The sequence below is a fragment of the Mycoplasma sp. CSL7491-lung genome (assembly GCF_018913965.1).
GTDB lineage: Bacteria > Bacillota_I > Bacilli_A > Mycoplasmatales > Metamycoplasmataceae > Mycoplasmopsis.
The window spans coordinates 291,503-315,419 of sequence record NZ_JAHMHG010000001.1; the positions used below are offsets into that span (position 1 = coordinate 291,503).

Annotated in this window: 12 protein-coding genes; 7 read left to right on the forward strand and 5 right to left on the reverse strand. The window is 23.8% G+C overall.

Translation table 4 applies throughout. From position 1 onward, the window contains the following. Nucleotides 1-2: 2 nt before the first annotated feature. The 7 genes from KQ876_RS01285 to scpB all read left to right on the forward strand — a co-directional run bounded on the left by KQ876_RS01285 (nt 3) and on the right by scpB (nt 7,255). On the forward strand, nt 3-1,871 hold the full coding sequence (locus KQ876_RS01285) for an ABC transporter ATP-binding protein (RefSeq protein WP_216489950.1): 1,869 nt from the start codon (nt 3-5) through the stop codon (nt 1,869-1,871). Then, complete coding sequence (locus KQ876_RS01290) at nt 1,864-3,204, forward strand: ABC transporter ATP-binding protein (protein ID WP_216489952.1); 1,341 nt, start codon at nt 1,864-1,866, stop codon at nt 3,202-3,204. Before KQ876_RS01285 ends, KQ876_RS01290 begins: the two co-directional genes overlap by 8 nt. Nucleotides 3,205-4,477: 1,273 nt before the next feature. Next, nucleotides 4,478-4,741, forward strand: a complete 264-nt coding sequence (locus KQ876_RS01295) for an HPr family phosphocarrier protein (RefSeq protein ID WP_205851870.1) — start codon at nt 4,478-4,480, stop codon at nt 4,739-4,741. Between the two features lie 108 nt (nt 4,742-4,849). Next, the gene (locus KQ876_RS01300) at nt 4,850-5,185 is read left to right on the forward strand and encodes a holo-ACP synthase (RefSeq protein ID WP_205851868.1); all 336 of its coding nucleotides are present in this window, start codon (nt 4,850-4,852) and stop codon (nt 5,183-5,185) included. Beyond that, on the forward strand, nt 5,169-5,936 hold the full coding sequence (locus tag KQ876_RS01305; protein ID WP_205852538.1) for a 1-acyl-sn-glycerol-3-phosphate acyltransferase: 768 nt from the start codon (nt 5,169-5,171) through the stop codon (nt 5,934-5,936). Before KQ876_RS01300 ends, KQ876_RS01305 begins: the two co-directional genes overlap by 17 nt. Then, nucleotides 5,923-6,693: a segregation/condensation protein A gene (locus KQ876_RS01310; RefSeq protein WP_205851865.1), complete on the forward strand. Its 771-nt coding sequence runs from the start codon at nt 5,923-5,925 to the stop codon at nt 6,691-6,693. The genes KQ876_RS01305 and KQ876_RS01310 overlap by 14 nt, the downstream gene beginning before the upstream one ends. After that, nucleotides 6,683-7,255, forward strand: a complete 573-nt coding sequence (gene scpB, locus KQ876_RS01315) for an SMC-Scp complex subunit ScpB (RefSeq protein ID WP_205851863.1) — start codon at nt 6,683-6,685, stop codon at nt 7,253-7,255. Before KQ876_RS01310 ends, scpB begins: the two co-directional genes overlap by 11 nt. A 99-nt stretch (nt 7,256-7,354) precedes the next feature. Here the strand turns inward: scpB and KQ876_RS01320 are convergent, their stop codons facing one another. The 5 genes from KQ876_RS01320 to KQ876_RS01340 all read right to left on the reverse strand — a co-directional run bounded on the left by KQ876_RS01320 (nt 7,355) and on the right by KQ876_RS01340 (nt 23,907). Then, nucleotides 7,355-10,288 carry a hypothetical protein gene (locus tag KQ876_RS01320; RefSeq protein WP_216489954.1) on the reverse strand — a complete coding sequence of 978 codons (2,934 nt, stop codon included), beginning with the start codon at nt 10,286-10,288 and terminating at the stop codon, nt 7,355-7,357. A 988-nt stretch (nt 10,289-11,276) separates the two neighbouring features. After that, entirely contained in the window at nt 11,277-14,213 is a 2,937-nt protein-coding gene (locus KQ876_RS01325) for a hypothetical protein (RefSeq protein ID WP_216489956.1), read from the reverse strand. A gap of 190 nt (nt 14,214-14,403) precedes the next feature. Beyond that, nucleotides 14,404-15,789: a dihydrolipoyl dehydrogenase gene (locus tag KQ876_RS01330; RefSeq protein ID WP_216489959.1), complete on the reverse strand. Its 1,386-nt coding sequence runs from the start codon at nt 15,787-15,789 to the stop codon at nt 14,404-14,406. A gap of 143 nt (nt 15,790-15,932) precedes the next feature. Then, nucleotides 15,933-18,581: a hypothetical protein gene (locus tag KQ876_RS01335; RefSeq protein ID WP_216489961.1), complete on the reverse strand. Its 2,649-nt coding sequence runs from the start codon at nt 18,579-18,581 to the stop codon at nt 15,933-15,935. Then, entirely contained in the window at nt 18,574-23,907 is a 5,334-nt protein-coding gene (locus KQ876_RS01340; RefSeq protein WP_216489963.1) for an MGA_1079 family surface serine endopeptidase, read from the reverse strand. The genes KQ876_RS01335 and KQ876_RS01340 overlap by 8 nt, the downstream gene beginning before the upstream one ends. Nucleotides 23,908-23,917 lie beyond the last annotated feature (10 nt).

The following is a 23,917-nucleotide window of genomic DNA, read 5'->3' on the forward strand; positions in this document are numbered from 1 at the left end:
ATATGAAAGTAAAATCAAAAAGATACAAAAAACCAAAGTTTAAAACAAAAAAATCTAAAAAAGAAATAGATTATATATTTATTAGACGGTACGAAGATGTAGTAGAATATGTAACAGAAACAAATCAAGAAGAAATAGAAAACACTATTTATGTAGAAGTAGACGAAGATAATGAAATAAAAGAAAAAATAAATGAAAAAAACATAAAGAATAATGAAGAACAAATTATTATCGAAGAAGAATTAAATTTAAAAACAAAAAGTAATAATGAACAAAATGTTGCTACCCAAGAAAAAGAACAAGATTTAGATGAAAAGTTAATTAATAATAATATAGATATAAAGAACATAAATATAGAAAACTGAAAAACATTATCTTATCAAGAAAAAATTAAATATTATTCGTTAGTAATGACTACTAATTTAAGTTCTAATCTCGAACTAGATAAAGCACCTTATACAAAACTTTATCCTGAAGTAATTAAAAAATTAGCAAAGCCACATCCTAAAAATTTATTAGAAGTAAGAAAAGACAAAAACAAATCTTTTTCAAGAGGTGTTATAGATTTTTGAACAAACATTTTTAATAAATTAAAAAATTTATCTAAATTAAAAAAACAAAATGTAACTTTCGAATTTCAAAAATATATTGATAATGCAAGAACAGAACATGTATTAGATCAAGATCTAAAAGTGGCCGCAGAGATAGAAGATATTTATTTAACATTCAAAAACCCTGCTAATCCAAGTGAAAAAAACTTAGTCTTAAGAGGTCCTTCACTTAAAGTTTATGAAGGAAAAATACACGCAATTATTGGTGAATCAGGTTCAGGTAAATCCGTTATAACTTCACTTTTATATGGACTTACAGGTAATAATTCTATTATAGAATCAGGTTCAGTTAAATTATATGGTTTAGAAGTCCACAACTTCAACCTATTTAACTGAGAAAAATCAAAATTAAGAGGAAGAATTGTTAGTGCAGTTTTCCAAAACCCAATGTCAATTTTGGACCCTACTATGAAAGTTGGGAGGCAAATTACTGAAGGGATGTTAATTAATGGTATTGCAAAAACTAAAAAAGAAGCGATAGAAGAAGCTGTTAAGTATCTTAAATTAGCTAAAATTAACAATCCCGAAAAAGTAATGAATTTATATCCGCATGAACTTTCTGGTGGTATGATTCAACGTATTGCGATAGCCGCTATAGTTAGTTTAAAACCCAAAGTTTTAGTTATGGATGAGCCTACAACGGCACTTGATCCAACAGTTCAAGCTTTGGTTTTAGATATAGTAAGAGAATTACAAGAAAAATTCAAAATTGCAATTGTATTTATTACCCACGATTTAGGTGTTGTTGCTTCTATTTCTGAATTTATAAATATTATGTACGCTGGACAAATAATTGAATCTGGTACACGTGAAGAAATTTTAATGCATCCGCAACATCCGTATACTTGAGGTTTAATCTCATCAATGCCTGATTATAATAATGATGAACGTTTAAGTGTTATTAAAGGTGCAGTCCCATCTTCTCTTAATGATATTAAAGGAGATGCATTTGCAATCCGTAATGATTATGCTTTAGGTAAGGATTTAGAAGAAGAATCTGACTTTTATTACTTATCAGACACACACTATGTAAAATCTAGTTTATTAGACAAAGAAGCACCATTTTATCGTCCTCATAAAATTATTGAAAATCTTTGAAAAAGATATTTCAATCGTTTAGAAAAACTTTATGGAAATAATTATTTCATTACTCATAATGAGTATATTAAAAAATTAGAAGAAACAAATATATATAACGATAAAGTTGTTGAACTAATAAGAAAACAAGAAGAAAATGAACAGGAGCAAGTTGATGAATAAAGAAAAAAAATATTATGTTGAATCGAATTGACTTGGCAAAAAACAGTACCGTGAAGTTAGAGAAGGTACTGAACAAATGTTGAATTCTGTTGATAAAGAAAAAATTCTTGAGATAAGAAATATGGATGTTACATACGGACATGGTGCTAAAACTTTTTATGCGCTTAAAGACTTTAATTTAAATATCTATAAGGGTGAAGTTTTAGGACTAGTTGGTGAATCGGGTTCAGGTAAAACAACAGCAGGTAAAGCAATTATTGGTTTAACTCCTCATAGTTTTGGACAAATAAAAATATTAGATAGGGTAATACCTAAAAATAAAAATAAAGTATTTAAGTGATCTAAAAAAGGAAAAGATATCATCAACTTTATGGTAAATAAGGTTCAAATGATATTCCAAGATCCTACAAATAGTTTAAACCCATTTAAAGATGTTGAATCAATAATCGGCGAAGGTTTAACTAACACAAAAAACGCTAAAGAAATATACATTTATAATTATGATAGTAGAGTTAAAAAAGAGATTTATGGAGAATTATGTAATATTCACCATAAAGAATTTTTTGGTGAATACGAAAAATGACTAGACAAAGAGTTGGCAATCGACGAGCAAAAAGCTTATCAAGCATTTTATGTTGATTTTTATTCAAAAGTAAAAGAATTAAAAAATAATTATTTAAATAAATTTTTAAATAATTATATTGTAGAAAGAGAAAAAATAAGCAAACTTACTGAGAAAGAAGCAAAGGCGTTACTTATTAGAGAAATATTAAGTTCAGTAGGTTTAGACGAAACAGTATTAGGTAGATATCCTCTTGAATTTTCCGGTGGTCAACAGCAACGTATTGGTATTTGTAGAGCGATTGTTCTTAAACCACAAATTTTAATTGCTGATGAACCTATTTCAGCTCTAGACGTTTCTATACAAGCTCAAGTTATTAATATATTTAAAGAATTAAAAGAAAAATATGATTTAACAATTCTGTTCATAGCACATGATTTACGTATGGTTGAATATATTTCCGATCGTATTGCTGTTATGAATAAAGGGACTCTTTTAGAAGTTGGTCCGGCAAAATCTATAGTTCACAATCCACACCATCCATATACACAAAGTTTATTAGATGCAGTTCCTTCTATTGAAGCTGAAAAAGGCTCTCTAGTAGGTGAAACATACGATCCTAACATTCATAATTATGATGAAAAAAACCAACCTAAATGAATTCAAGTTGGCGAACAACATTTTGTCTTAGCTTCTGAAAACGAAATTGAAGAATTTAAACAAAAAGCAGTAGAATATAGAAATAAAAAAATAAATTTAACTAATGAATAGACTAAATATTCATTTGACTCATAAAATAAAATACCAAGCATAAAAATATCTGTGCTTGGTATTTTTATTATATTTTAAGTTTGGTGAAATTCTTCTTTCACAAGAAAGTTTTTAAAATTGTTTTCTAGATTTTTTAGAGTATTTGAATATTAATTCAAATTAAAAAAAGACATTTATGTGATTTTATTCGTATCTATTTTATTTAACAATTACAATAATAATCACATTTTTCTTATTTAATAAAAATGAAATAAACATTTCTTTTAAACTTTAGAAATACTTTTTAAATAAAAATTATTTTGAGTGCTACTTTGTATAAAAACCTTAATTCTTTAGTAATTTAGTCTTAATTTTTATTTACAGCTGATATTGTTCATCAATTTAGATGGAGTAGTTTTTATTAAAAATTTCAATGCAATAGAATTATATTTTATATAAATTGTGTTGTGCTGAAATTACAAATTAATAATTTTTAGTTTATTTTATTAATGATAATTACATTTTTTAATTTTTAATTTAATGTTTTGAAGAAATTTAGGTAAGAAAAAAGAGCGACACTAACCAAGTCGCCCAAGTGATTCTACTAAATATTTATTCATGCACAACTTGGTGATCAATTACTTCACCAATTAAACGTTGGGGTCTCCCCACTGATTTTCACTTTGGTTTAATTGTTTTTTACATCCAGATTTTTCAACCAGACCAACACCACAGAACCTTATAGTCAGCTCACGCCAACTTCAACTGGACTTTATGTTTTGGTATCGTTTGACTTCGGTTACCACAGCCGCAAGTAAACAACATAACGGTTTGGCGTGTCATTTAATAAATAATAGATTCATTTCAACCATCACGTCTTCGCAAATACATTTTGCTATGAAGGCATTCAAGCCTCGACAATAGTGATGTGCGTTATCAGCAAGTTTTCTGATTTTTCCGCCATTTTTTCGAATAGAATTATATCACTTATTTTTAAAATAGTAACAAACTATAAAATAATTTTATTTTGAATTATTTATTCATATTCAACTATTTTCATATTAAAAAACATATCATTTTTATAATTTCATTTTTTTATTAATAAAAAATAATACATTTAACGCTAATTAATTTATAATATTAAGAGAATTTTAAAACTATTTAATATTATAATTTGAATTACAATGATATAACAATTTAATTATTCATTATTCTTTATAGTGAATATTATTTAGCATCTTTTGTGCTATAATATTTTTGTTAAGTTTTAAAATTTAATCAAGAAAGGTGAAAAATGAAAGAATTTACAGTAAAAATCATCGATCCTATTGGATTACACGCTCGTCCAACAACATTAGTATCACAAGCTGCTGCTAAATTTAAATCTGATTCTTTTATAACAAGTAACGGTCGTGAAGCAAACCTTAAATCAATCATGAACATTATGGCTTTAGGCATTAAACATGGTGCCGAAGTTACTGTTAAAGTTTCAGGAGAAGACGAAGACGAAGCTATTAAAGCACTTCATGATACATTTGTATCACTTGAATTAATATAATATATTATCTCTAGAGATTTTCTGGAGATTTTTTATATACTTAATCAATTTGATATTAAATTTAGTATTTTATTTATATATATAAATAAATTCAATATAATTTTATATATGGAATATAATGTAGGTGTTGATTTAGTGAAAATTTCAAGATTTAATAATAAGTCATTAACTTTTGCCAAGAGAATATTGAGTGAAAATGAATTAAAGGAATATAATAACCTACCCAATGAACAAAAAACTTTATTTTTAGCTAGGTCTTGAGCTATTAAAGAAGCAATTTTTAAAGCTAATAATGAATATTTTGATTTTTCGAAAATAAGCTTACATAAGGAAAATAAAGTTTGAAAATTTAAAGAATTTGCAATTAGTATATCTCATGAAGATGATTTTTTAATCGCTTTTGTAATTGCAAACAAGGAGACAAAATATGAAAAAATCAATTAATATAAAGTTAAAAATATTATTTTCAGCAGTACCTTTCTTTTTTAAAATGATGAAAATAAAAAAAATGTTAAAAAAATATAAGAAAACACCGGAGATGATTAGTGAAGAGCAAAGATATGCATATTTAACTAAAGTTGCTAAAAAGGTGTTGAAAATATATAACATAGATTTAGTGGTTAAAGGTCTTAGTAACTTACCTTCAAATGGTGGTAGCATTTTAGTACCAAATCATAAATCTTATTTAGATGTTGTTGCTTTAATGGTCGCTTTAGAAGAAGAATCAAATGAATATAATATTAAACAAAGAATACCTGTTTTTATAGCTAAAAAAGAATTAAAAAATTCAAGATACATTAATCGTGCAATGGAATTAATGGATACATTTTTAATTGATCAACAATCGGTAAAAAATAGTTTAAACACATTTAAGGAATTTACTTCTTTTGTTAAGTTAAACAAAAGGTTTGGTATTGTGTTTCCTGAAGGAGAAAGAGTCTATAAAGAAGAGGTAGGAGAATATAAAGCCGGAGTTTTTAAAGTAGCGGCTGAATCATACATGAATATTATTCCTGTTACTATTTCAGGTGCGCTTAATTCTTTCGATATCAATCGTAAAGGTAGAAGAACTATCACTGTAAACTTTTTGAGAGAAATAAAAGCAAAAGATTTAATGACACAAACTCCTTCATCGGTTGCTAAGAGAGTGCAAATGATTGTTGATAAGGAAATTGAAAAATATGAAGATAGTTAAGAAAAATATAAACTATGATACAAAATATGAATTTAACTTAAATAATTTTGATGGACCTCTTGATTTACTGCTTGAACTAATTAAAGCAAAAAAGATAGATATTATGGAAGTTAATTTGGTAGAATTAGCTACACAATATATAGAAATAATTAATAAGATAACCGAAGACGAGTTAGATGTAGCTGGTGATTATTTGGCGATGGCGGCTAATTTAATAAATTTAAAATCTAGAATGATTTTAAGAGATCCTGAAGATGAACCAGACAAAGAATTAGAAGAAGAGAAACAAAAACTAATTCAAGAATTGATTGAGTACGAACATTTTAAAAATGTTAGAGAAGCATTGAAAACTTTTCAAGGCTTACGTCAAGATATCTTCATTAAGAAACCAAGCGATATTGAGGATTATTTAATTGATAATGATAATAGTAAGTTAGATGGTCATTCTAGTCCTTTAAAACTTATTAACGTGATGCGTAGAATGTTTGAAAGGGTTTATGCTCAAAGGTTACGTGAAACTAGGTTAGAAAAATTTAATTTAACACCTTCAGATCAATTTCCTTTTATTAAAAATTTAATGAAATTAAATGAGAAAGTGAGTTTTGAGAAAGTATTCAATCAACCTTCTTTAAATCATTTTGTTGTAACTTTAATGGCTTTACTCGAACTTGCAAGACAACAATTTTTAATAATTCATCAAGATGAGCAGTTTGATACTATTTATATTACTAGAGGAGAATCTTACAATGAAAAATAATATTATCGAAGCACTTTTATACATTCAAGGAGATGAAGGCTTAACTTTAGAACAAGTTAAAGAAATTTTTGGTACACAAACCCTTGCTGAAGCTAAAAAAATAATGATGGATTTCCATAAAGAATTTAATGAGCAAGGTAGAGGTTTAAAAGTAGTTAATTTTAATGATGTTTATAAATTAGCAACTCGTGAAACTGTTAAAGAATATGTAACAAAAATGGTTTCTATTGTAAGACCTAACCGTTTATCAAATGCAGCCATCGAAGTTGCAGGAATTATAGCTTACAAACAACCAATTACTAGAAGTCAAATTAACAAAATACGTGGAGCAGCTTCAGAACAAGTTGTTAATACTTTATTAATTAAAGGTGTTATTGAAGAAGTTGGTATAGCACATACACCAGGACGTCCGGTATTATACGGTGTTACAAATAAATTTTATGATCATTTCAGAATTTCGACATTAAGAGAATTACCTAAAATGGATGATTTTAATTATATAGACGGTATAGAAAACGAATCTAATGATTTTGACTTATTTCAAAGCCAAAGAGAAGAATAATAACAATTTATATATAAACAAACAAAAAAGGAACTCAGTTTATTGCGGAGCTCCTTTTTTTGTTTTATATAAAAATACCCTTAAAAGGGCATTTAATTCTTAAATATTATTTAGTAGTTCACGTAATTTATCGTTTATAGTGAAATCATTTTGGGTTATAAAGTAGTCAACCTCATAATCCTTATCTCTAAAATTAAAGTTTTCTTTGAAAGCGTTTCAAATTTCTGTTAGTTTATTAACATCATAATTATCTGAATTTATATAATCAGCAATTTTTACCAGTGTATATAGTAATTCATAGTTAATTAATATATTATTGTATTTTCAATTTATGAAGTTTTTGTAATTTACAGAGTGGTTTATATCATGATTTTCATAACCTGTACCCATGTATCCACCTTGTTCTTGATGAGGATTTTCTCAATTAAATTCATTTTTGTTTAATAAATAATTTAATTTAATTAAACTCTCATTTTGAGAATTAAATTCATTGTTTTTGCTTATTGTTGCAAACTTAATATTTTTATTGTTTATTAAATCGATTAATTTTTTAAATCTTTTCTTAATATGGAAATCTAAGAAATCAAGCCTTTCTTGATTTCGTCCGTTATTTTCTTCTAAATATTTTCTTTGGTAATTATCTGTTTGAACTTTATTATCTTCGGTGCTAAAAAATTCTTTTTTGCTTTCAAAAGCTTTCTCAATATAGTCATAAAGATTTGAAAGATTTTCTTTGTTATTATTTTGGTTTGATAAGTTATATATGAATGAATCAAAACCATTTTGAATGTTGTTTCTAAAGTTTTTATCAATTCCGTTTTCGTGATAATTGAAAATTATTTTTCCAGATACATTTTCTGATCGACCATTACTAAAATAAATATTTCGTTCATTATTAGCTTTAGATTCATCTCCCCTTGGGTATTGTAAATCAGATAAATCTCTTATTAAAGCGTTATCTTGGAATAATGTGTCATTTATATTTGATTTAAAACTTAAAAGTCATTTTATTACATTGTTTTTATACTCTGAATTTTTATTATCTAATCAATTTTTGTAAGTTTTAAATGTGTATTCTTTATCTTCATTGCTATTTCTATCTTGATTATAACCTTCGTCTTTAGTTGTATCAGAAATATTTTCATTTATAGATAGTTTAACTAATTCTTCATTAAATTTTCACATTATTGAAGATACAAAAATGTCTCTAAAGTCGCCTGAAGAAATTGAATTTAGTTCATTTAAATGGATTTGATCGTTCTCTATTTTGTCTTTGTATAAGTTTATACTTTGAATGAATGAGTCTTTTATATCTTTAATATTAATTTTTATATTTTTATTATCATTTGCAGCGAATAATTTAAATGATTTTAGCATATTTTCATAGTATGCTTTAAATTTTTCGTATGTTGATATTTCTTTTTTTGTATTAAAAGAATAATCTAAATTAGTTTTTACTAAAATTTCATCTACATCATTTTTGTATGCTAAATATAACTCTTTTATAAATTCATCAGAATAAGCTATGTTTGCAAACTCTTCTAGTGTTATTTCATCTTTTGGTGTCTTTTCATCGATGAATAATTTAAGGTTATCTAGTTGTTTATTTAAAATTTCAATTGAAAATTTATGTATTTCATTTAAAATTACATCAAACTTAAATTTTATATCTAAATATTTATCATTTTTAATAATTTCATTTCTTGAATATAATTTATCATTTTTTATATTGTCAAGTCACATTCAATCGCTATTCATTGTATCTTTTGTATAATTTTTTATTTCAATATCATCATCGTCAGGTCCGCTACCTGGAGCTCCTGGACCACTAGTTGGTTTATAAAGATATTTATCGAAATTATCACCTATTTCATCTCTTGTACGGTCATCATATCTTGTAAAACGTCTTAATATTGAAATATTATAATTTGAAAATCTATCTACGGTATAATTAGGGAATAATCAATTTTCGATAATTTTATTTAAATTTTCTAAATCTTCTAACTGAATAGTTTTAATATTATCAATAAAATGTTGATCATTGCTTATTTGGTTTAAAAACTCAATCATTTTCTTTTTAGCAATTACAAGATTTTTTGGAAGAACGATTTCATCATCATTTGATGATTCTCTATTTTTATAATAAAAGTCTAAGAAATTAAAAATATAGTTATTACCTTCATTATAGACATCAAATTCCGCAAAATTAAAAGCTAAATATTTAGAAATTCCATCTATTAGATTTATATTTTTGTCTGTGAAAAAGTTATTAAGTTTATTAAAACTTTCTTTGATTTTTAAAAGATTATCTCTTATTTCTTCTTTTCTTTTTTCAATTTTTTTAGCAGATAATAAAACTTCAGTTTTTTTATCTAATGTTATTGTTAAATAGGCTTGCAATTTATTAACGTCATCTTCTTTGTTTAAAGCTTCTTTTGCAATAGTAATATACTCATTTGCCTTATCTGATATTTCTTCAAGAGCTTTGTCGTTTAAACTTATTTTTACATTATCTATATCTTCTACAGCTTTTTCTAGTTCTTCTCTAACATTGTTCTTTGCTACTTCAACAGGAACATTTATTATTTTGTCGTTTTTATTCACTTTATTGATATTGACGTTGTTATAGTAAGATCCATTATTATCTACTGTTCCAGGTACTTCTTGAGCTTCATTTAGTAATTCATTAATTTCTTCTAATTCATTTGAAATCCTACTATTATCTTTTATTGTATCTTTTAAATTTTCGCTTGACTCTTTAAGTTTATTTTGTAGTTTTATAATTGTTGGATCATCCTTTAAAATATTATTATTTTTAATAAACCCTTGAGCTTCAGTTAATTTATTAGCCAATTTATTTATTAATAACAATGTTGTATAATCTACATTTACTTTATTAGAGTTGTTCTTATCTGTACTAATATTGATTTCTGAATTTTTCTTCCTTTGCGGAATCATTACGATGGATGTTGTGGTCACTGCTACACTTGCAAAAGCGGTACTTCCCAAAAGAATTTTATATCTCTTTTTCATTTTTATAATCCTTCCTTTTTATTACAAACAATTTATTATTTTATATTTAGATAGTATATAAAATTTATTTAAATTTAATAGCAATTTTTTATTTTTTGTAGAAACTTACTCAAAAAAAAAAAAAAAAACATGGTTTTTTAGTAAAAAAAACATTTTTTTAAAAATTTTTGTATTTTTTCTCCCTTGTATATAGGCAAAAAAATGTTTTCATTTTAAAAATGTACTTTTTTAATATTAAACTTTATCTATCTATATTTTTTTAAAAAATATGGTAAAAATTTCATATTAGGTTCTAAAAAAGTTGTTCTAGTAAAATTAAATACATAAATCATATTGATTTTTTATGTAATTAAATTATTTTTCGATGAATAATTTTATATCAAAAAACGATTTCGTTATAAAAAAACAATGTAATTAATAACTACAAAATTAATTTAAGAAAATAAGAATATAACTAGTGATAATGCTTTAAAATATTGTTAGATTTGAAAAAGTTAATTTTTTAATTTAAAAGAAAAGTATTTGTGATAACTAATAAAAAATATAATGTTTATTTATTCTTTAATTTAAAAAATAAAGAGAAATTTGACAATTACATACTAATCTATAAAATTCTAAAAAATAAGTTAAGAGCACAAAAAAACTAATTTAGACTTCGATAAAAATTATTTTAAAACATGTAACAGTTAAAAGTTAAAACTGGGATTTTAAATATTTTGTCAACAATTAAATTGTCGAGTTATTTTAAGGTACACTGGTGTTTTAATATTTAAAATAGTCTTTTGAAATTTTATGTTATTGAAGTTCATAAAATTAATAATGATTTTAAATTTAAAAATATATTAACGTGTAGAAAAAAATTAGATTTAACTAAAATAATGAAATCAATATGTATTACTTTTAATTTTATTAAAAATATTGTTTATTTTAACTTTTTTAAAAGCTTAACATATAAAAAAGCTCAACTTATGTGTTAAGCTTTCTTAATCTATTCAATACTATTTAATAATTTAGCTAATTCATCGTTTATAGTAAATTCATTTTGTGTTATAAAGTAATCAACTTCATAATCTTTATTAGCAAAGTCGAAGTTTTCTCTAAAAATGTTTCAAATTTCAACTAATTTACTTTCTTCGAATGAACTAGAATTTATATAATCTGCAATTTTTACTAGTGTATATAATAATTCGTAGTTAATTAATATATTATTGTATTTTCAATTTATAAAGTTTTTATAATTTACAATATGATTTTCAGAATATAATACATAATATAAATTTTCGTCAGGTTTAAAAAAAGGTGTTGTTCAATAAAAATTGTTTTTGTTTAATAAATAATTTAGTTTATTTAAATTATTATTTTGAGAAATAAAATTATTATTTTTATTTAAAATTGCAAATTTAATATTTTTTTCATTTATTAAATCCACTAATTTATTAAATCTTTTCTTAATATGGAAATCCAAAAAGTTAAGTTTTTCTTTATCGTTACCATTATCACTATCTAAATGATTTTTTTGATTATAATTTACATCAACTTTATTATTTTCGTTCATAAAGAAGTCTTTTTTACTTTCGAACGCCTTTAATATATAGTTATAAAGATTTGAAAGATTTTCTTTGTTATTATTTTGATTTGATAAATTATATACAAACGAGTCGAAACCATTTTGAATGTTATTTCTAAAGTTTTTGTCAATTCCGTTTTCTCGATAATCAAAAATTGTTTTTTGGAGCATTTTTTTCGAAACATTATTATATATGTCTATTGTTTCTTCTTTGTTCGCTTCTTCTTCGTTTCCTCTTGGATATGGTGATATACCTTCTACTAATAATGCATTATCTTGAAACACAGTATCATTTATATTAGATTTAAAACTTGAGAGTAATTCTAAAACATTATTTTTGTATTCTGTATTTTTACTTTCTAATCAATCTTTATAGGTTGTATATTTATATTCATCTTTAGTTCTATTGTTCTCTTCTTGGTTTCTATATTGATTATAACCTTCATCTTTTGATGTATCAGAAATATTTTTATTTTCTTCAAGATCGACTAATTTTTGATTGAATTTTCACATTAACGAAGAAATAAAAAGATCTCTAAAATCACCACTAGAAATTGAATTTAATTCATTTAAATTTATTTTGTTTGAATTTATTTTTTCTTTATATAAATTTATACTTTCTAAAAATGAATTTTTAATTTCTTTTATATTCATTTTTATATTTTTGTTCTCGTTAGAAGCGAATTGTTTAAATGATTTTAACATATTATCATAATATGATTTAAATTTATCGTATGTTGATATTTCTTTTATTTCCCCGTGATTGTATGTAGGAGTAACTATAATTTCAGTAATGTCATTTTTATATGATCCATATAACTCTTTTATAAATTCGTCTGAATAAACAATTTCAACAAAATCTAATAAAGTTATTTCATCATTCGGGGTTTTTTCACTAATAAATAACTCGAGTTTATTAATTTGTTTATTTAAAATTTCTATTGAAAATCTATATATTTCATTTAAAATAACATTAAAATTAAAGGTTTCAGCTAAATTTTTTTCATTTTTAGTTATTTCATCATTAGAGTATAATTTATTATTTTTGATGTTATCGAGTCACATTCAGTCACTATTTCTTGTATCTTTTGTATAATCAGTTGTATCAACATTGCTATTTTGATTGTTTGAAGGTTGTTCTTTAGAATAGATACTTAAATATTTATCATAATTATCAAATAATTTTTTTCTTGAATGATTGTCGTAGTATTGTAGGAAGCGATTTATAATTGCTTTATTATAATTTGAGAATCTATCTACTGTGTAGTTTGGAAATAGTCAATTCTCGATAATTTGATTTAAGTTTTCTAAATCTTTTATTTGAACATTTTGTATATTATTAACAAAATTTTCATCGTTAGCTATTTTATTTAAGAATTCGATCATTTTCTTTTTGGCCATTACAAGATCTCTTGGGAGAGTAATCTCGTCATCAGCATATGATTTTCTATTTTTGTTATAAAAGTCTAAAAAGTTAAATATATATTCATTTCCTGAATCATAAATATCTAAGTTCGAAAAATTAAACGCTAGGTATTTAGATATACCATCTATTAAATTAATGTTATTGCTAGTGAAAAAGTTATTTAAATTTTCTAAACTATTTTTTATTGTCAAAAGTTCATCTTTAATTTCTTCTTTTCTTTTTTCTATTTTTTTAGCAGATAATAAAACTTCGGTTTTTTTATCTAATGTTATTGTTAAAAAAGCTTGTAATTTATTAACATCATCTTCTTTTTCTAAAGCCTCATTAGCTATTGCTATATATTCGTTTGCTTTTTCTGAAACTTCTTCAAGAGCTTTATCATTTAAAGTTGTTTTGATATTATTAATATCCTCTACAGCTTTTTTTAATTCCTCTCTAACATTGTTTTTAGCTTCTTCAAGAGATACATTTATAATTTTGTCTTTTTTATTTGTGTTGTTGTTAATGTTTATATTTTCATAATATGAACCATTATCTTCTGTTGATTTAGGTATTTCTCTAGCTTCATTTAATAGTTTGCTAATTTCTTCTAATTCATTGGTAATTAATTTGTTATCTCTTATTGTACTACTTAATTTTTCACCAGAATCCTCGAGTTTGTTTTGAAGTTTTACAATTTTAGGATTATCTTTTAAATTACTATTATTTCTTATAAACCTTTGAGCTTCGGTTAATTTATCAGCTAACTTATTTATTAACAATGTTGTATAGTCAATATTTACTTTATTCGGGTCTTTATTGTCAGCAACAATATATCTAATAATGTTATTTTGTGTTTTTTTCTTTTGAGGAATCATAATTATTGATGTTGTGGTTATTGCAATAGTTGCAAATATACTACTTCCTAAAAGAACTTTATATCTTTTTTTCATAAATTTATAAACCTCTCAATCATCTTATATAAAATTTAACATTTATTATTAGTATATAATAAATTTATTCTTTTTAAGAAAGTACATAATTTATGCATTAAAAAATACAAAATAGTTTTTATTTATTGTTTAAAATTAAGTTTTTACAATTTATTTTTAATTTCTTAAAAATAATTACTTAATTACCATATTATTTTCTAGCTTTATTAGAAAAATAATAATTTCTTGAAGCATAATAAATAGCTTCAGAAATAGTAGGGTGTGTTAAACTTATTTTTTCCAAATCATTAAATTTAATATCTTTTTTCATTGCTTGTGATATTTGATTAATTATCAAACTAGCTCCATCTATAAACATTGATGATCCCAATATTAAACCAGTTTTTTTATCTACTAAAAATTTTAAAAATTCAAGATCTAAATTCGCTCCATCAGCATATGCTCTCGGTAATTGTGAAGATCTAATTATAATGGAATCATATTCAATATTTTTTCTTTTTAGTTCTTCTTCGCTATATCCTATACCTGCAAATTCTGGATTTAAATAAACTGCCCAAGGAATAGTTTTAGTATCTAACTTCTCAAAATTATCATTTTCTAAAATATGATTAGCTATTATATCTGCTGTTTTATAAGCGACAGAAGATAACATCATTAGTCCAGTAAGATCTCCAAGTGCATAAATATGGCTTTCACTTGTTTGCATATATTTGTTCACCTCAACAAATCCTTTTTGATTCATTTTTAAGTTCAATAATTTAAATGAATCATTATTAGGGACTCTGCCTATAGCTAAAAGAATTCTATCTGATTGGAATTCTTTGATTTTGTTATCTATTTCTGTTATTAGTTTATTATCTTTATATTCTATAATATTAACATTTTCAATAACGTTAATATTTTTGTTCTCTAAGTATTTTCTTACTGATGTTTGTAATTCCTGATCGAAATTATTCATAAATTTTCTTGCTTCAAGAATGGTTACTTTTGTTCCAAATGTTGAATAAAAGTATGCAAATTCAAGAGAAACTGGACCACCCCCAATTATTATTAGTGAACCCGGAATTTCTTTTAATTCTAATGCATTGATAGAATCTAATAGTACGTTATTTATTTTTGCTGTTTCAAATCCTTTTAAGTTTAATTCTCTTGATCTAGATCCTGTTGCTAGAACTAGTTTTTGGAATTTTATTTGTTTTTTTGATTGTGTTTCTATAGTATGCGAATTTATTACGTTGGCTTCTTCAAAAAATATTTTTACTCCGGAATTTTCTAACAGGTTTTTTATTGAGTTATTAATTTTTATTTTATTATAAATTCTTCTTTGTTGAATTTTGCCGAAATTAAAAGAAGTGTTATTTGATGTAATCCCATATTTTTCTGACATTTTTAAAGTATCTAAAACTTTAGCAGATTTAATCAATGTTTTAGTTGAAATACAACCTTCATTAACACATGTCCCACCAAAATGTTTTTTTTCAAATAAGGCTACTTTTTTACCGTTTTTTGCTAAAATAGATGCTAATGTATATCCTCCCGGACCTGCGCCTATGATCGCTATATCAAATTTTTTCATTATTACCTTTCTAATTATTTTTGTCTTTAAAATTATATAAATAACTTAAAAAAAGTTGAAAAAATAATCTTTTTAACCTATAAAAATAACTTTTTAGTTTTTTTAAAAGTAAAATCAAGCAATAAATTTTGCTTGATTTATTATTAATTCATTAAGTCATTTAATTCTTTTATTTTGTTATTAAATAATTCTTCATTGTATTCAGAATAAAAAACTTTTCTTGCTTTTTCTATTTCAATAAAAATTTTATCAATTAAATCTCCATTAGTCTCTCTTTTTAATGTATAAACATATTTGTTCACTTCATCAATTTTATTGATAAGATTAATCTTAATATCATTAACATATTGAGTTGTTGTTTGGGTATCATAATTTTTTATATCATTATTTGCATATCTAAAGCTTAATAATCTTAAACTAAACATAGCTTGTTGAATTTTATTATTTATATCCGGTGATAAGTTATTTTGAGGTTCTCATTCGAATCTTACATATTTCGCTCTAAAAGGTTGAAAATCAAAGTTCATAAGCGGATATCCTTTAGTATAACTATCTCTATTTATATTATAAGTTTCATAGTATTGTTGTGGTCCGTGATTTCCGGTTTCTGAACTGGTAAATAATCTATACGGACCAAAATCTTTGTAAGATTTTTTGCTTTGATATTTAGCTTCTTTTCAATTCGTTCCGTCATCAGAATATTTTATAACAATATTTTTAGGCATTACTATTTTTGAGTCTAATTTAGTAGATCCTGCTCATGTAGAAAATTCAAAACTATAAAAAGTTTTTGGATTATTATTAGCGGTTTTAAATGTTATATAGTTTTTTTGATTTGATTGATCTGTATTGTGTACGTCTCAATTATCTCAACGATTACGTGAGGCATAATCAAATATATTAATATATCCTGATTTGCCATTTGATTGATCGCTTAAGATTGTAAATTCGTTATTTTTAAACTTATATGTGCTTGGACTATAGCTTAATAAGTTTTCAGAGTTATTTCTATTATTAAAATTAATGTGTAATTCATATCTAATATTTTTTATTTTTTCAGTATTGTAAAGACCACTTAAATCGGCATATATTATTTGCTCTTTTATTCCGTTTTTTACGATTGAATTTTCATCATTTTTACTATATACATTTTTCATTTGATCTTTAGGTACTTGTATTTTATATACACCTGGATTAATACCGCTATTTATAGCGTTTTCGTCATTAGATTTGATTTCAATAGTCATATTTTCGTTAAAAATGTCTTCAAACCTAACTGCGGATGAAAAAGTTGTTATGTTTTGTACAATAACCTTAGCTTCTTCTGGAGAAGCTGGTGTTTTAACAAAAATGTTCTTATTAATTTTCTTGTCAAAGGAATGCTTTATTTGATTATTATTAAATGCTAAAGTAATAATAATATTATTTTCATCGTATGTTATTGAATTAAATTCAGGGATATATATGTTGTTTGAATACTCAATAGATATTTCTTTAGCAGCAAAACTATTTTTTAATTCTTCATTATCTATATTTTGCTTAATTTCATCTCAAGAATAAGATCCTGGATTGTTAAATGAAACTTCTATACCATTTTTAATTTCGTTTATTTCATCTTCGTTTAGTTTAAATTCATATTTATTAATATGATATTCAAATATTTGTGAATACTTGTTATTATATTTTATTTTGTATAGAACTTTAATTTTATTTTCTTCTTTGATAGCATCAATTAATATAAACTGAACTTTACTATTTTTGTTTACGAATTCAATTTTGTCATTAGAAACTTTATTTTTTTCCGATGTTTCTACATCTTTAAATAAAGTATTATTTGAATTTTTATAATTAATTTTAGCTTTATTTAAAAGCATAAAATTTATTCCATCATAACTATTAATTGTTTGACTTTGAAAAGTATTATTTGATATTTCACCGTTATGGATCAACTTATATTTAACAAGAATTTTATTATCTTCTTGTTTTGATGCGCTAATAAATTGATGTTCTAATGTAGTTCCTGAGAAATTGTAATTTTCCGGGTTATTTATTTCATTTTCTGGTATTGAGTTAAAATCAATAAAATTTTTATTTGTAAATTCAATTGAAATTTTATTATTTTCGAGCTCAAAATTATATTCAGTTGATTGATTATCTTCTTCTACTGAATTATTATTAACTATTTTTTTTATGTTATAAGTAAATAACTTTGAACTGTAGTTATTATTATAAATAATGTAATTAACGCTTATAGAATTATCAAAATTATAAACATCAACAATTTTAATATTAAAGTTATTTAATTGGTTATGTGAAATTTGTGATGTATCAATTTGAGTAGCGCTAGATGTTTTTGCTTGGTATTGAAAATTAATTTTTTTTCTTAGTTCTTCAAAATTTGGGGCTAATTCGGTCTCTTTGGTATTTAATTCTTTATTTGTAAAAAAGCCCTCTTTAGGAATACTTGTTGTAAATGTTTTAGAAATCTTATTTTTATAAACTAAATTATATTTAACTAATATTTCATTTTCTTTTTTTTCTTTTGAAATTAATTGCACTAAATATTTATTAGGTGCCAAAATATAATAATTTTCATTGTTATTAATATCAGAATCTGATAAGTTGTCAAAAGAGACATCTAAAGAATTTTTATAGCTTATATTAACGATAATGTTTTCAAAATTATCTTCTTTTTTAGGGATTTGGTAATTATTAGAACAAGATATTGATGTCAAAGTAAAAGAACTTAATAGTGTACCGGTTATTATTATTTTTCTAATCTTTTTATTCATCTTTATCCTCTTCTGCGAAATTGTAGTTATAGAATCATGGAGAACTATATTCATTAGGATTTTTTAAATTAGCTCTCATTATTTGGCTAGCAAATGAATTTGTATTGTTGACATCAAACGGGTTTTGATTTTCTAAATTTGAACCTATATAATTATGTTGTCTTGTTCAATATCTATACGCATAACTATCAAATCCTTTGTTTCCACCTCATCATGTTGCGAAGTATGTGTTATTATCTAAGTACATACTTGTTCCTGATCCTCCAGCCCCTAAGTATACAGGAGCATAATTAGATTGACTCTTAATACTAATTTGATCATCGTCTCTTCCTGTGTATGAGCCACTTGGTCTTCGACTAATTATTCCAGAAATTTTAGATAATGGATATCCTATTAAAGCAATATTACGATTTGACGGAACTGTGATATGACCTTTTTCAAAATCTATGTTGAATTTAACGGGTTCTATGTAGTTATTTATATAATCTAATTTGTATACGATATTCATTTTTCCGTTGCGTTTGGCGTCTAGATATTGTTCATTAAAATCAGCGATAAATATAGTTAAATCAACTGTTGCAGATTTTGAAGGATCATTTTCATTTTTTTGGTCTAAACCTGTTCAAATTATGTCGGTCTTAGCCTTAATTTTGTCGTTTGAACCATCTTGGTTAAATCTTCAATATTCATTTATTATATTATTTCTATGTTTTGGAGCTAAATTTAAATTGTAGTAATATTCATTATTGGCAAGTTTATTGAAATCTTTAATATTTTCACCGATCACATGTCTATTTGAAATTAAATAATATTTATGGTCATTTTTGTCATTATTTACTTTACCTATTATAGAAGTTGAGCCTCATAAATCATTTTTGTGTTCTCAATTTTCTGGTCTATCATCAGCAACAAATTGTACAGATCTCATTCATGTATCTCTAGCTAATTCTCAATGTTCCTGTTTGTTTCAATTTAAAATGTCCGCATCCATTAAATAACCTTCATGGAATTTATATGGAACATTTTGATTTGGGTAATACACTTCATTATTTTCTAAAAATGAAGTGTCGTTGCTAAATAAAATTGGTTGATCATTATCTGTGTAAAATACATCATTGTAATCAAATTTATTTGAATTTATTTCAAAATTTTCTTCTTGTGATGTACTTGTATAATTAATTGTTATTTCGGAAGCTGTAGGTAACACGCCAATAGCTTTATTAGGATCAAAATTTACCCCATTTGAGTATTTTATTAAACTAGGATCACCAATAAAAATTTTATTATTTTTGTCTTTACTATCTATTATTACTTTTATTCCTCCGTTTTCATCTCATTTAAAAATGACTTTATATTCTACGGTTGTTCTATTGCTTCCAAATCCGAAAGAAGTACTTTTATCGAATATAATTATTGATTCATTTTTAAGTTGATTGAAATCAATCAAATATGTGTTATCATCGTTAGTTCTTGTTAATCTTTGTGCTTTAGAACTATCGTTTAATAATATATCTGCGTGAATTGTAAATTTAATTTTTGATTTTGTTGTAGTATCTTTTAAAACGGTTTTTTCGAGATATTTTTTATCTAAGTATCAATATACGTTTTCTTCGTTTTTATTGTATTTTCAATAAGTATCTTTTCAATATTGTTCAATAACTCTTTGTCTAATAATTTCATCATTAGAATTAAAAATAGTTATTAAATTTCTTTTTTCTTGGTTAAAACCTGAATAAAAATCAATGTCTGAGTTCTCCGATTGTTCAGTTTGTTTGAAGCCGGTTATCTTATATCATGAGTTACCCACAAATGTTTTACTTACATTATGAGCAGGGTCAAAACCATCTACTTGTAGTTTAATATAAACCTCACCATTATTGTATTTTTTAATATCATTTATCTTAAATTTATCGACATTAAGTTTGAAATTACGATAAGTTAATCTTTTATTTTCGTCTTGGCCTTTTAAATCTATTGCTTTTGAAAATTCTTCTTTATTATTTAAAAAATAATCTACATTATGTTCTGAAAGCATTTGTTTATTTATTATAATATCATCTAATTTGATATTATTAAGCATTATTTCGGGATATAAAGCTTGTTCGTAATCATTAACAAGATTTATTAAAGTATATGTTTTGTTATTTGAATATCTAACTAAGTTGTTGTCTTTTTTAATTCATCCAAGTTTAAAAGTCAATCCTCTTAAACCAACTGCTTTTATATCATAAAAGTAGTAAAAATAATCTCTTAATAGCGGTTGTAAATCTGTTGAAACTGTAGTTACTCCTGAGTTATAAATTTTATTTTTATCTTCGATTCCAATAAAATCTAGATTGTCTTTATTTTCTCCGGCAATAGCTCTTTCTTGGTTTTTATTTTTTATCCCGATAAAATAATTTAATTTATTAAAAGCTTTTTGCTCTATAAAATTAATAGGATTTAAAGTTCTGTAATCAATTTTTACTGTAGTACCATCTTTCCTTTCGATAGTACCGCTACCTAAATTTCAACCAAAAACAGATTCGTTAATTTGATTCATTAAATTTTTAATATTTGAATCTATTTGATTAGAGTTAAATTCTTGGGAATTAAAGTCTTTTTCAGTGTAAAACTCATCTTTAGGTTTTATATCTTCATAGTTTAAAAACATGAAATTATCTACGGTAAATGAATTTTTAATACCTTCTACAGGTTTAGGTGCAGGTATTCCATTTTCTTTATATCAAAGTTGTAAATCTGCTTTGCGATTATAATTATTTACATTAGTTATTTTATCTATGTAAATTTCGTATTTTCCAAAACTAGGCATATTATAAAATTCGTTCATTTTTTCAATAGCTTCGGATGCTAAGAAATCGGAGTGATTTCATCTATTTTTAGGGTCCTTCAAGGAAATATTCATAAAAAATTTTCTCTTATCATTTGAATTAATGATATCTAGTATTTTTTCTTTATTTATATTATCTCAATAACTTTGTTTTTCAATTGTTATTGGATTAAAATTATGGATAGAGCTCAACGAAATTGACTTAATAATTTGGTTATTAAATTTAATATTAATGAATGAATTCAATTTACTTGTTATAAAAATATTTGAAACATCATATTTAAAATACTTTCCTAAATTTACAAATTTAGGTTCAAGTAATTCCTGTTTTTGATTCTCATTTAATTGTTCTATCTCTTCTCTGGTATATGAATTTAGCAATTCATAGTTAATATTAAATAATTGATCTAAATTATCATAAGATAAATTATTTAATTCTTCTATACCGCCGTATTTATACTTTTTAGATTTTTTGAAAGTGTATGCAAAATTTTGAATACCTTTAATTTTTACTTCAATTGTTAACACTAAAGTATCTAGATTTTCACCTTCTAATTCAATATTTTTTATTGTGTAGTTAAATTGTTCGGTATCTGAGTGATCGAAAAATATTTTTGCATTATCAAAATTAAACGATGCAGCATTTTTTATTTCTTCTAAATCATATTTAGCTTCGCCTTGATAATTTTCAATATTAAATTTTTGTTCGGCACTCTCTTTTAAATATTGAGAAGCTGTTTTATTTTCGTTTGGCAACGAATTTAATTTCTCTAATTCTTCATAAAATAATTTAATAATATTTATATTATTTTGAATATTGCTTAGATCGAAATATTGAATTAAGTTGTTATTGTATATTTTTCTATTTTTATTGAGAAGTATATAAAAATTATATTCTGCATTCCCGTTAAGTGATTTATCCATTATTTTTGAATAATATTCATCTATTTTTAGTTTTAATTTATCAATAAGTAATTTTAGTTCTTTGAATTTATCAAAAAAATCTATAAATTTATTACTACTGTTTAGCTGAGAAGTTATTATATTTAAATCATTTTTTAAATTATTGTTAATTAATGCTGAATTTATTAGAATATTTAATTCTTCCTTAGATTTATTTAAATCATTGTGCTCATTTTTAGAAATATTTCTTACGTAATTTAACTCCAAATTTGTAAGCGAATCCTTTATCTCTTCTTTTAATTTTTCTTTAATTTTTGTTTCTAATTTTGAGTCATTTTCAATTTTGTCTAATAATTCTGTTTTATTTATTTCAAAGTTTTTTTCATTACTTTGAGAAGATGAATTTCTAATTTCGCTTTTTAAATTATTTTTAAAATTAAAAATAGTTTCTAAATTAATATCATTTTTTAACTCTTTTTGGATTAATTGATAATTGTTTAATCATGTATTTTTGTCTTCGAATGAATAATTATCTAATATAGAATCTACAATTGAAGCATTCTTATCTAATTCATAAAGTTTCTCTATTAGTGAATTTTTGTATTCTATATTATTGTATGCTAATGTTTTTTGATTTAAATAAATATCCTTTGTTATTTGTTGGTTAAATTGATAAATAGGTAAATTATTTAAGTATTTTGTCATCTTATCGTTATTGTCAGAAATGATTTTATTTCTTATATTTAAAAGTGATGCTAATTTTGTAATTTTTTCATTTGTTTCATCATTTAATTCGCTATAGTTAAAGTCGTTAGGATCTATAACTTTATTTAATTTTTCTAGAAGTTCTTGGAATAACTCGTTTTGATCAAAAATTACCTTAACACCCTCAAGAGGTTCGATAGAATTAATACTTAAGAAATTATTTAAGTTTTTAATAAAAACTAATATTTTTTTATTTAATTTCAAATACTCGTTAGGAATATTTTGAAATTTATATAATTCTAATATTTTATTTTTTATTTTTTGAATTTCTTTGTCTTCAAACCTGTTTAAACTAGTTTCTAAATCTTGTTTAAATAAGTTAAATTCATTTTTCTTTACTTGGTCAATATTAGAAAGAGTTTTAGATGAATTTAATGTAAGATTCGAGTCAAAATTATTGAAATTTATGTTAGATTGTGTAATTATACTTTCGAATCAATTTAGACTACTCATTATATTGGATTCTAGAGGTTTATTAATTTCTAAATTAGTGGTGTTAAAATTTTCATTTAAAATATTTTCATAATTTTCTAATGTTGATTTTATATTTGAGTTTAATTGAACATATTCTTTTTCGCTTTCTAAATAAGGATATTGTTCTAAAATTTTATTTTTAAAATTTATAATTTTATTTTTATCTGAATTAATGGTTAAATTTGTTTCTAATATTTTTTTGTATTTTTCTCTGAGTTGAATATTTTTATTTTTTTGCGTATTGTTAGGTTTTTTTTGTAATAAAACCCCAAGAGTTGTTGCGACAGAAATAGAAGTAATTCCTAAAGCAGAAAAAAATGCAATTAATGCCTTTTTATTATTTTTCAATTTCACTTCACCCCCT